The 11530-nt window shown below is 40.4% G+C and carries 8 protein-coding genes and 6 tRNA genes; 10 read left to right on the plus strand and 4 right to left on the minus strand.

What is annotated here, in order from left to right; genetic code table 11:
• Positions 1 to 115: 115 nt before the first annotated feature.
• The 4 genes from Xinn_RS15125 to nagE form a co-directional block, all read right to left on the minus strand.
• Positions 116 to 1345 (minus strand): DegT/DnrJ/EryC1/StrS family aminotransferase, encoded by a 1230-nt coding sequence (locus Xinn_RS15125; protein WP_086956025.1) that lies wholly within the window; start codon positions 1343 to 1345, stop codon positions 116 to 118.
• Between the two features lie 63 nt (positions 1346 to 1408).
• Positions 1409 to 2155, minus strand: a complete 747-nt coding sequence (locus Xinn_RS15130; protein WP_086956026.1) for a glycosyltransferase — start codon at positions 2153 to 2155, stop codon at positions 1409 to 1411.
• A gap of 36 nt (positions 2156 to 2191) precedes the next feature.
• Positions 2192 to 3043, minus strand: a complete 852-nt coding sequence (locus Xinn_RS15135) for a phytanoyl-CoA dioxygenase family protein (protein ID WP_086956027.1) — start codon at positions 3041 to 3043, stop codon at positions 2192 to 2194.
• A gap of 417 nt (positions 3044 to 3460) precedes the next feature.
• Positions 3461 to 5497, minus strand: a complete 2037-nt coding sequence (nagE, locus tag Xinn_RS15140) for an N-acetylglucosamine-specific PTS transporter subunit IIBC (protein ID WP_086956028.1) — start codon at positions 5495 to 5497, stop codon at positions 3461 to 3463.
• A 335-nt stretch (positions 5498 to 5832) separates the two neighbouring features.
• Here nagE and nagB point away from each other — a divergent pair, with 335 nt between their 5' ends.
• From nagB to Xinn_RS15190, 10 genes are all read left to right on the plus strand, one after another.
• Positions 5833 to 6639 (plus strand): glucosamine-6-phosphate deaminase, encoded by an 807-nt coding sequence (gene nagB / locus Xinn_RS15145; protein WP_086956029.1) that lies wholly within the window; start codon positions 5833 to 5835, stop codon positions 6637 to 6639.
• A gap of 42 nt (positions 6640 to 6681) precedes the next feature.
• Positions 6682 to 7896, plus strand: a complete 1215-nt coding sequence (nagA, locus tag Xinn_RS15150) for an N-acetylglucosamine-6-phosphate deacetylase (RefSeq protein WP_086956030.1) — start codon at positions 6682 to 6684, stop codon at positions 7894 to 7896.
• Positions 7883 to 9109 (plus strand): DNA-binding transcriptional regulator NagC, encoded by a 1227-nt coding sequence (gene nagC / locus Xinn_RS15155; protein ID WP_086956031.1) that lies wholly within the window; start codon positions 7883 to 7885, stop codon positions 9107 to 9109. Before nagA ends, nagC begins: the two co-directional genes overlap by 14 nt.
• Positions 9110 to 9262: 153 nt before the next feature.
• A tRNA-Met gene (locus Xinn_RS15160) sits at positions 9263 to 9339 on the plus strand.
• A 4-nt stretch (positions 9340 to 9343) separates the two neighbouring features.
• A tRNA-Leu gene (locus Xinn_RS15165) sits at positions 9344 to 9428 on the plus strand.
• A gap of 70 nt (positions 9429 to 9498) precedes the next feature.
• Positions 9499 to 9573 (plus strand) — tRNA-Gln (locus Xinn_RS15170).
• Between the two features lie 75 nt (positions 9574 to 9648).
• Positions 9649 to 9723, plus strand: a tRNA-Gln gene (locus Xinn_RS15175).
• A 40-nt stretch (positions 9724 to 9763) separates the two neighbouring features.
• A tRNA-Met gene (locus tag Xinn_RS15180) sits at positions 9764 to 9840 on the plus strand.
• A 13-nt stretch (positions 9841 to 9853) separates the two neighbouring features.
• Positions 9854 to 9928: transfer RNA gene (locus tag Xinn_RS15185), tRNA-Gln, on the plus strand.
• Positions 9929 to 10507: 579 nt separating this feature from the next.
• Positions 10508 to 11050, plus strand: coding sequence for a hypothetical protein (locus tag Xinn_RS15190; protein WP_086956032.1), 543 nt, complete (start codon positions 10508 to 10510; stop codon positions 11048 to 11050).
• Positions 11051 to 11530: the final 480 nt, after the last annotated feature.

An 11530-nucleotide genomic window follows, 5' to 3' on the forward strand; every position in this document is an offset into this window, starting at 1 on the left:
ACAACACTTAGTTAGTGGGAAATAGAGGAAAAAAGAGAGTCTTGGTGAAAAAAAGGATACAGACAGGCCATTCCGGGTAAAGGCCTGTCGTTTTCTATAATGGAAGTCAGCCGGATCAGCGGATACGATGATTTTCCAGCACTGCGATTAACTGATCAGCACAATAAACGATATGCTCTTCATTCCAGCTGGGATGCAAATACAAGCTGATTGTCCGGGGTAATAAAGAACGGGCAGTCTCACACACAATATCACAGTAATTGACCGATTCAGGCGATGTATACTCACTGGAGCGGAAAGGGAAATTGGCAGAGCCAAAACCGCGTAATTCTCTGAAAACCCTTTCGCCATAAGCTTCTGGCCACTGGATTTTAAACGCAGGCACACCAATTTCTTTCAAATCACGCAAAATGATTTCAGCAGTACAATCCAGTTTGTCAAGATCAAACACAATAGGATATAACCAATATCCGTTCTGTCTGTCTTCACTATTCAATGGCAGGCTGTGGATTAAATCGATTTCTGAAAATTTTGCGTCATAGATTTTTGCATATTGTTTACGGTTATGCATATTCCAGTCATCAAACCGTTCCAGCTCATTAATCCCGATAATCGACTGGATTTCAGTCATACGGTAGTTATAACCAATGCGATTATGTACATGCCATGACACTTCTTCTAAAGCCAGTAAATCAAATTTTCTTTTCACATCAAACCCGTGATCACGATAAGCGCGGCATTCCCAACCAATGTCAGGATTATTGGTCACAACCATGCCACCTTCACCACCCGTGGTAAAATGCTTTGACTGACAGAAGCTGAATGTGCCGACATCCCCAATCGTTCCGACAAGTTTACCTTTATATTTCCCTCCCAGACATTGAGCGCTGTCTTCTATCACTTTGAGGTTATGCCTGCGGGCAATAGCAATGATTGCATCCATATCACAGACAACACCATAAAGATGCACAACAATGATGGCTTTTGTGCGCTTGGTGATCAGGGCTTCTATTTTCGCCGGATCAATCGTATGTTCTTCCGTCGTATCGCAAAATACAGGGATGGCTCCACACTGTAAAACAGCAAAAGACGTAGCAATAAAGGTGTATGAGGGAACAATAACTTCATCACCGGGACCGATATTTAATGCCCCCACAGCAATATTCACAGCAGAGGTGCCTGAATTACAGGAAATTGCCATTTCTGCACCAATCCAATGGGCAAATTTATTTTCAAATTCCATGCCTTTTTCTCCAGTCCAGTAATTAACTTCACCAGATAATAGTGGCTGTTGAATATCTTTTAATGATTTTTCGGCAAAGTCAGGCCATTGTGGAAATTTCATATTTTTATACCTTTCTACTTTTTAAATAAAAGATTAAATAAATTCAATTGAAAACTGAATCAATTAAATGACTTCAGGATTATTAATAAACCAATAAACCTTGATAGAAAAAACCGCGTAAATCATGACGCTGTAATTTGATAATGTTTTTATTAACCCCCAATTCTCTCTTGTATCATCCCAATTAACGGGGAGTTGGCATAAATCTTTAGACAGTCTTTTGGCAAGATAGATAATTTCCGCATCAAAAGCGTAACCTTTAATTTTTTGTTTGGAAAAAATCTCTTTTGCCAAATCAGCTTTGAGCATTTTAAATGGACATTGTGAATCTGATACTTTACATCGTAATAATACATTAACTATCTTCAGAAAAAACCGACTGGTTATTTTCCGATAACGATTTGCTTTTGATTTATTATTTGAGAAACGCTCTCCTATCACTAAATCAGTAGCATCTGTTTTTATTTTTTTATAAGCATTAAAGAAATCATTTTCTTTTACCGGAAAGTCAATGTCAGTATAAAAGATATATTTTCCCTTAGCCAAATCCACACCTCGTCGAATACTATATCCTTTACCGTAATTACCACAATTAGAAATAACGATAACATCGGGGTAATTCTGTTTGATTTTGACTATATCCCGGTCATAAAAGCTATTTCGGTCTGAATCATTCACAATGATAATTTTCACATTCAATACTTGCTGAATATTTTTAATTCGTTGTATTGTTTTTTCAATAACCAGATAATTCTCATGATATCTGGGGAGAACAATTGATATGTCAATTGGATTCTCAATATAATCCATCCTGTTTCTCCATTAGAGCATGCCAATATCCTTAAATCAGTATCCCAATAATCTTTTCCCTAATTCAGTCAGGTGAATACCCGATGTATCCTGTTGACTAACTTTTTTAACAGGAAAAGGTTTTCCGGTTATTGACGTTGTTGGTAGTCCCTGTTGATACGCTGAAATACGCTCTGCAATTTGCTGACCTGTCAGATCGGTTCGCGGAAAACAACAAAAATATTGTGCCAGCCTGGGATTATCGGAGGTATTAGGCTGATTTCCATGTGGTAGCGCACCATCGAAAATCACATAATCACCGGCTTTCAGCGGAATTGACTCTATCTTCATTCCATTGGTATCAGGAAAGCGGCTGTTATACCCTTCAGGTTGCTGAGCTAACCATTGATAAATAATTTTATGGAAACCCGGCACACACTGGAAACCACCGGAATGACCATCATCATCAGTCAGGCTTAATAAACCCTGAACTTTTCTTTCTAAAGGCCGTTTTGCAACATCAATATCCCAATGAATAAACCCTTCATACTGCCAAGTATCCGTAACAGGCGGATTCATATTAACTCTATCAATACTCACTAATAGTTCGGAAGTACCAAAAATTTTCTTATAGACGGAATAAATTTTTTCATTTTGACGATTATCCCATAATGTCTGATGATGATAGAATGGAATACGTCCCATGTTATCAATTCCTGAACGGGATCGCGTATTTTCATTATAGAAATCAGCCGTGTTTTCCTGCTCCATTTCTAAGAATTCAAATATCGCACTTACAGTTTTATCAATCTGTTCCCTGTTCACCGCTGAACGAATAATAATATAACCATTATCATCCCAAGTTTTTAAATACTGTTCCATTTCCTCTTCGGAATAACATCCTGACATTTATTCACCTAATCAAAATTAAACATGAACTTATGGCTTTAAAAACGACTTGTTTAAATATTAAAAAAATACCCACATGAGAAATTCAAAGTACATATGATGAATATTTACATTATAAAAAATAGATAAACATCAAATCGGCGTAAAATAAATTACCTTAAATCAAATAAAATTAAAACCATAAAATATAAGATCTAAAAAAACACCTCATTAATAACGCGTTAATTAATACAAGGTCAACAATATAAAAGGTTATATAAAATAATGATTATTATATTGCATTAATATAGTTATGGTTAATATTGAAGATTAAAATAATAACCTTGAATATATATTGTAGAATAATTTAAATTGAATGGCGTTCCGGTGATCGCCGAAACGATCACCGTTAGTTTAAAGAAGAAATTGGCAGCTAATTTATTTCATTACCTGAAATAAGTTGGATTCTTTGGCGACAACCTGTCTTTCAGACATAATACTGACACCCGCATAATCATCAATATTACTGATAACAATCGGGCTTATCATGGATTTAGCGTGAGTATTCAGGTATACAAGATCCAGCTTCAATAATGGCTCTCCTGTTTTTACTTTCATACCTTCTTCAACCAGACGCTCAAAACCCTTGCCTTTTAAAGAGACGGTATCGATCCCCATATGGATGATAACTTCCACGCCATTATCTGCTTCAATACATAGCGCATGATTGGTATCGAATATTTTCACTACCGTGCCTGAAACGGGTGAAAAAACAGTATCGGAGGTTGGTTTGATTGCTATGCCATCACCTACTAATTTGCTGGAAAATGCTTCATCAGGAACATCTTCCAGCCTGACAAGTTCACCGGAAACAGGAGCAACTAAAGTGATAACGGCTTGATCTGTCTGTTGGCTATCTCGCTTGGACTGTGTATCAGAAGAGTCTTCCTGTATTTCTGTCGCAGCGGCAATCGGCCCTTGCGCCATAACTTCTTTCATCGCACTGGCGATCAGTTCAGCGCGCATACCGACAACAATTTGGATACTCTGTTTATTCAGGCGAATAATCCCCGTCGCTCCAACACGTTTTATTAACCGCTCATTGGCTAATGCAGAATCTTTTACCAATAGGCGCAGACGGCTAATACAGGAATCAATATTTGTCACATTATCTGAACCACCGATAGCAGCAATATATTGATAGGCTTCTTCCTGAATACTTTGTACTGAGCCGCTCTCTTTTTTCTCCGCAGGGATTTCACCCTCTCTAACTTCCCCTTCTTCTGGTAATTCACGGCCTAATGTCATCAAATTGAATTTTTTGATCGTAAAACGAAATACCACATAGTAAATACAAAAGAAGACCAAGCCTTGTGGGATTAGCATGTACCAATGAACAGCAAGCGGGTTCCGAGTGGATAGAAAAAGATCAATAAAACCTGCACTAAAGCCAAAACCGGCAATCCAATGCATAGCTGCTGCAATATAGACTGAAATACCCATCATAATGGCATGCAGAACATACAGCACAGGTGCCACAAACATAAAAGAGAATTCAAGTGGTTCTGTTATGCCCGTAAAGAACGCAGCAAATGCACCAGCCAGCATGATACCGCCAACCATGGCTTTTTTTTCAGGACGGGCACAGTGGTATATCGCCAATGCTGCGCCGGGTAAACCAAACATCATAATGGGGAAAAAACCAGCCTGATAGCGTCCGGTAATACCAGGAATTCCAGTCCCCTCAGCTATTGATTTTGCGCCTCCCAAAAAGTTAGAAATATCATTGATACCCGCCAGATTAAACCAAAAAACTGCATTTAACGCGTGATGTAAACCTAAAGGTATTAACAAACGGTTAAAGAAAGCATAAATTCCGGCTCCCAAAGAACCCAGATTGGTAATACTTTCGCCGAATGCCACCAGCCAATTATAAATGACAGGCCAGACAAACATCAGGACAAAAGAGAGCAGGATCATTAAAAAAGAATTCAGGATCGGTACCAGACGACGACCACTGAAAAATGACAATGCCAGTGGCAATTCAACCTTGCTGTAGCGGTTATACAACTCAGCGGAAATAACTCCCACTAAAATACCAACAAACTGGTTCTGGTTATCAATTTTATTGAATGCCTCCGGCACTTCAGCAACCAGAACCCCCTGAATCATTGCGATGGCTTCAGGCGAACACAGTTTCCTTACAACCAGAAATCCGACCAATCCGGTCAGGGCGGCTGCACCATCCTTATCTTTTGACATCCCATAGGCAATACCAACTGCAAACAATATTCCCATATTATCAATAATCGCCCCACCGGATGAAATCAGCAATGTTGCCAGCTTATTATCAACACCCAAACCAGTCTGATCAATCCAATACCCTACCCCGAGTAAAATTGCCGCTGCGGGCAATGTTGCTACAGGCACCATTAATGCCCGACCAATCCGTTGTAAGTAAGTTAAAATATTCACTCACGCCCCCTTAAAGCCCCATTAATGGAGTTTTTTGTTTAATAAATGATGTGATGACACCATTTATCTATTTATTGTTAATGACATTTTTAGTCTAAAAGATTTATTTTTCATCGCAAATTAAATCCTTGCTTAATGTGATAAAAATCACTTTAATTGATTTTTTTTTGAGCGAAACATGGCCTTAATCAAAAACTTATTTTATTATAAAAAATAACATTATCATACCTGTCAGGTAGAACCATCACGAAGAACAGGTATGATAGGCAGCTTTTGCCCTACCACTGTTCGTATAATTCTAATTTAATAAATGAATAATTTTTGAAGAGGTCATAATGAGACTGATCCCCCTAACAAATGCAAGTGATGTAGGTCGATGGTCTGCACACTATATTGTTAGTAAAATCAATAAATTCAAACCAACAGCAGAGCGCCCCTTTGTGCTTGGTCTGCCAACAGGTAGTACACCATTAGCAACTTATAAGGAGCTGATAGCGCTATATCAGGCTGGAACAGTCAGTTTCAAACATGTAGTGACCTTCAATATGGATGAATATGTTGGTATTCCTGCGGATCATCCCCAGAGTTATCACACTTTTATGCATCAGAATTTCTTCGAACACATTGATATACAGAAAGAAAATATCAACTTGCTAAATGGGAATGCTGCAGATGTTGATGCTGAATGCTTACGCTATGAGAATAAAATTAAAGCATACGGAAAAATTCATCTGTTTATGGGTGGTGTAGGTAACGACGGTCATATTGCGTTTAATGAACCAGCGTCTTCTCTCTCTTCCCGTACACGGATTAAAACGCTGACCATGGAAACACGAACCGCCAATTCCCGTTTTTTCAATAATGATGTAGCGTCCGTCCCCCAATATGCTTTAACTATTGGTGTGGGTACGTTAATGGATGCTGAAGAAATCATTATCCTCGTAACCGGGGCTCAGAAAGCACTGGCTTTGCAAGCTGCTATTGAAGGTAATGTCAATCATATGTGGACAGTAAGCTGCCTACAGATACACCCAAAAGCAATTATTGCGTGTGATGAATCTGCAACAATGGAGTTAAGAGTAAAAACCGTCAAATATTTCCGCCAGATAGAGGCCGATATTCTGAGTGAATTCGCCAGTTAGTCCTTATTCAGACACTTAGGTTCAGGCATTTAGGAGTCCAGAATGTACGCTTTAACCAACTGTATTATTTACACCGGACACGACAGGCTTAGTGAATATGCTGTTATCATTGAAGATAAAATAATCAAGCAGATTTGTCCGGAAAATGAATTACCGGCAGACATTGAAAAACACGATTTGCAGGGTGTGAATCTTTCTCCCGGGTTTATTGACCTACAAGTTAACGGTTGTGGCGGAGTCCAGTATAATGAGCGCATGGAAGATATTACGGAAAAAACGCTGCATACCATGCAGAAAACCAATCAGCGATACGGCTGTACCAGTTTTCTGCCAACGCTGATTACCAGCCCCGATGAGCTGATGATCAAAGCCATTGAAGTGATGCGCATCTATCTGGCTAACAATCCCAATCAGGCTATCGGGTTACATCTGGAAGGGCCTTACATCAATCCGGTAAAAAAAGGCACCCATAATTCAGCCTATATACGCAGACCAACACCTGAAATGGTTAATTATCTGTGTATTAATGCCGATGTGATCAAAAAGATTACTCTTGCTCCTGAGATGGTAAAAAACCGGTACATTCATCAGCTAACTGAAGCTGGTATTATTGTTTCCGCCGGTCATTCCAATGCAACCTATGAAGAGGCGCGACGGGGCTTCCACAATGGCATTACCTTCTCCACCCATTTATACAATGCCATGCCTGCTATTTCTGGCCGCCAGCCGGGGTTAATCAGCGCAATTTATGATACTCCTGAAGTTTATGCCGGTATTATTTGTGATGGTATGCATGTCGCATGGCCAAATATTCGCAGTGCCAAGCGACTGAAAAAAGATAAATTAGTTCTGGTGACAGATGCGATTGTTGCGGCAGGGCTGGATACCGACAGTAGTCTGCAACAGTTCACTTTCGCGAATAAAACAATATATTATCATAACGGGTTATGCGTTGATGAAAATGGCACATTAAGTGGCTCTTCAGCCACAATGATCGAGTGTGTCAGAAATAGTGTTGAGCAGGTTGGCATTGCTTTGGATGAAACATTACGCATGGCAACCCTTTACCCAGCCAAAGCGATGGGTATCGACAAACATCTGGGTACGATTGAAGCCGGTAAAATTGCAAACCTGACAGCATTCACTCATGATTTCAAAATCTGCAAGACCATAGTTAACGGGTGTATCGTTAACGAAAATAATAACAATGGGAATGAAGTTGAACTATCGAGTATAGTGCCTGATGAACAACCATAACACACAAAAACAAATCGCTAATATTGAGCTGGTCAAACAGCTCAACAGTGCGGTGGTCTATCGGTTGATAGACCAGAATGGCCCGATATCCCGTATACAAATTGCAGAAGAGAGCCAGCTTGCTCCGGCTAGTGTGACAAAAATTACGCGCCAGTTAATTGAGCGCGGCCTGATTAAAGAAGTCGAGCAGCAAGCATCCACTGGAGGGCGTCGTGCTATCTCCATCGTTACAGAAACCAGACAATTCCATACCATTGGTGTTCGGCTCGGACGCCGCGATGCGACGATTGCGTTATTTAATATGAGTGCTAAACAGCTGGCAGAAGAGCACTATCCCGTTCTGGAAAATAGTCAGCAGGAAGTTGAAAAACGCATTATCTCTTCAATCGAAGATTTTATTATCAGAAATCAGCGGCGTAACCGTGAACTGATTGCAATCTCCATTATTGTCCCTGGTTTGGTTGATCCTCATAATGGCATTATCCGCTATATGCCACACATTAAAGTCGATAGCTGGGCACTGGTACAAAATCTGCGGAATCACTTCAATATCTCGTGTTTTATCGGGCATGACATTCGCAGCTTAGCACTGGCAGAAAACTATTTCGGTGCCACCCGCGATTGCGAAGACTCTCTTCTAGTGCGTGTTCATCGTGGTACAGGTGCTGGAGTTATTATCAAGAATAATATCCTGCTCAATAAACGCGGCAATCTGGGAGAAATAGGCCACATCCAAATTGATCCATTGGGTGAGCGTTGTCATTGCGGTAATTTTGGCTGTCTGGAAACTATTGCATCCAATCCGGCAATCGAGGCTAAAGTGCAATATCAACTACAGCAGGGTTTTCCAAGTAATAAACTGACACTGGATAAATGCAGCATCCATGACATATGTCGTGCAGCTAATCAGGGTGATCCACTAGCAACCGAAGTAATCAGGCTGGTAGGGCATAACCTCGGTAAAGCCATTGCCATTGCCATTAACTTCTTTAACCCACAGAAGGTTGTCATTGCTGGTGATATTACTGAAGCAAAGCAGGTTCTGCTCACTGCTATTCAAAACTGTATCAATACACAGTCCCTGAAAAATTTTCGTGAAGACCTCCCTGTCGTTGTCTCCGAATTAAATCACTGCTCAGCAATAGGCGCATTCGCTTTAACGAAGCGGGCTATGCTCAATGGTGTACTATTACAGCATCTTCTTGGCGGATAATTCGCTATTTCCGCTGCTTTTATCATCAAGATGATTACAAGCCAAACAAACAAGTGCTTTTATGCATATTTTTTTAAAAAAGCAGTTGACGCATTTGTCTGATATACGCATAATGCGCCCCGCAACGCCGATGAAGGCAAAGCAAAAAAAGATGGCTACGTAGCTCAGCTGGTTAGAGCACAGCACTCATAATGCTGGGGTCACAGGTTCGATTCCCGTCGTAGCCACCATTTTGCGGGAGTGGCGAAATTGGTAGACGCACCAGATTTAGGTTCTGGCGCCGCAAGGTGTGCGAGTTCAAGTCTCGCCTCCCGCACCATTTCTTCTTCGGTTGCACTTAAATCGAATTTTGGTTAAGTTGTTTTAAGTTTTAGTATGTTGTTTTCAGGTGGGGTATCGCCAAGCGGTAAGGCACCAGGTTTTGATCCTGGCATGCCCTGGTTCGAATCCAGGTACCCCAGCCATATTTCTGAAAACGATATTTGCTAGGAAATAAAACATAATTAATAAAAATGAGATTTAAATGAAAAACATTCAGGTGGGGTATCGCCAAGCGGTAAGGCACCAGGTTTTGATCCTGGCATACCCTGGTTCGAATCCAGGTACCCCAGCCATTTTCTGAAGGTTTTCATAAAATTTACGGTCAACGTAAATGGCTACGTAGCTCAGCTGGTTAGAGCACAGCACTCATAATGCTGGGGTCACAGGTTCGATTCCCGTCGTAGCCACCATTTTAAATTCAGTTGGGGTATCGCCAAGCGGTAAGGCACCGGATTCTGATTCCGGCATTCCCAGGTTCGAATCCTGGTACCCCAGCCAAATTTTTCAATGAGTTATAAGATATAGCTGATTGAAAATAACCACTGAAAGAACAGAAAAAGAATATACAGGAAGAATACTTCTTGATATTCGCGCCACCTTAAAGGTGGATTTTTTTGTCTCTTCCAATTCATACTCCTCAGTTGTAAAATTTTTCTGAAAATCTAACAATAAACAGTTAGCTAATAGCTATTGTCTGGAAAATACGCACATTGCCTGCTAAACGCTGCGCTCCTTTCCCCCGGTTATCCCCTATATTCAACTTCCTCATATTGAACTTGTCATACTCGTAAAGTGCCCTTTTGTGAAAAGCCTCTCATTTCTTTAGGTGCAAGAAAAGTAGCATTCAATGAGACGCAGTATATATAGAGAGGGTACATGTTCGTATTGGCTGAGTTTGAACGGATCTTGAGAGTCGAGAATCCCTCTTATGAAAGTATCCGGCGTAGTTCTTTGCACACAGTCACTGAGCTGGTCCGAAGGGAACAAAGTACTTTCAATGCAAGGCAGCTAGCAGCAGAGATAACGAAAGTGCCAGTCATCAAATGGCAGAAATACTCGAGAACGAGAAAGTACTTGATGAGTGAATATCCGGGATTGCGTGAGCAACTACGTCCACAATTAATTAACTTTCGTACGTTCCGCTGGGAAAAAGGTGCCTATGGTGCCATTAATCATATTTTGAGCTGGCAGAGTAGCACTGGTATCCTGGATGACTTAGCACATATTCTCGTTCGTGAGGAAGTTCGCTGGCAAATGCCTGAGCGTGAGGTACAAAAGTATGTAGACATCGGATACCGCAGTCAGGGGGGTCACAATGGTATCGGCAGTGCTACTTCAACTGGAAGTTTGGGCCGAGGTTGCGATTTTCATGATGCACTGGGTCCATTCAATACTACCAATATGTTGAATTTTATTGGCTCCGGTGCATTGAGTTTTGTAATGACTCAGATTTACCAGCAAAGTAATGATAACGGTCTTTCTTGGAGCGATATTCCTAATAGTGGCTACTGGATTCGTCGGTTATTGAGCTATGAAGGGAACCAACGTCGTATCACCATTTATAAGGAAAACCAAAGTAATTCAGCCGATGCATGCAGTAATACAAGCGTAATTCCATGAATGGATATTAATCAATACTAACGATTATTGACGTAATCCCATAGGTTACACAACCGAGGAAGGCCATTATTTATGCGGCGCTCATTTGTAAAACTACTCGAAGTATGTTGCCGTACTGGTTTGGGTAAATCAGCTATCTACAAATTTGGCAGGGACTGGAAGTTCTAATATTCGCACAATTGATTAAGAGTTAAATAAAACTTTGCAACAAATCATCACACTTTCATCCCTAAATACCAGAAACGCTATTTGTCACGTTATGTTGATATTGGAAAAAATAAAATGGATGGACGTAAAGTGAACATGGACAAAGAAAAAGGGGCTGCGTTTTAACGCAACCACTTGATTTTATGTCGTAATTTGATCTGGTTATTTAAATTTTGTATTGACTCAAACTTGATCGGACAGTTACCTATTTTTGGGGTGTCACTGTGAGTTTAGATTTGAGCTAAATTCTTTTCAGCCCAAGCTCGTTTTCCA

This window comes from Xenorhabdus innexi (assembly GCF_002632485.1).
GTDB classification, from domain to species: Bacteria; Pseudomonadota; Gammaproteobacteria; order Enterobacterales; family Enterobacteriaceae; genus Xenorhabdus; species Xenorhabdus innexi.

Excerpts from the sequence above, each read along its gene's own strand:
- Xinn_RS15125 (WP_086956025.1), bottom strand. The coding sequence starts at position 1,345 with ATGAAATTTCCACAATGGCCTGACTTTGCCGAAAAATCATTAAAAGAT.
- Xinn_RS15130 (WP_086956026.1), bottom strand. The coding sequence starts at position 2,155 with ATGGATTATATTGAGAATCCAATTGACATATCAATTGTTCTCCCCAGA.
- Xinn_RS15135 (WP_086956027.1), bottom strand. The coding sequence starts at position 3,043 with ATGTCAGGATGTTATTCCGAAGAGGAAATGGAACAGTATTTAAAAACT.
- nagB (WP_086956029.1), top strand. The coding sequence starts at position 5,833 with ATGAGACTGATCCCCCTAACAAATGCAAGTGATGTAGGTCGATGGTCT.
- nagA (WP_086956030.1), top strand. The coding sequence starts at position 6,682 with ATGTACGCTTTAACCAACTGTATTATTTACACCGGACACGACAGGCTT.
- nagC (WP_086956031.1), top strand. The coding sequence starts at position 7,883 with ATGAACAACCATAACACACAAAAACAAATCGCTAATATTGAGCTGGTC.
- Xinn_RS15190 (WP_086956032.1), top strand. The coding sequence starts at position 10,508 with ATGAGTGAATATCCGGGATTGCGTGAGCAACTACGTCCACAATTAATT.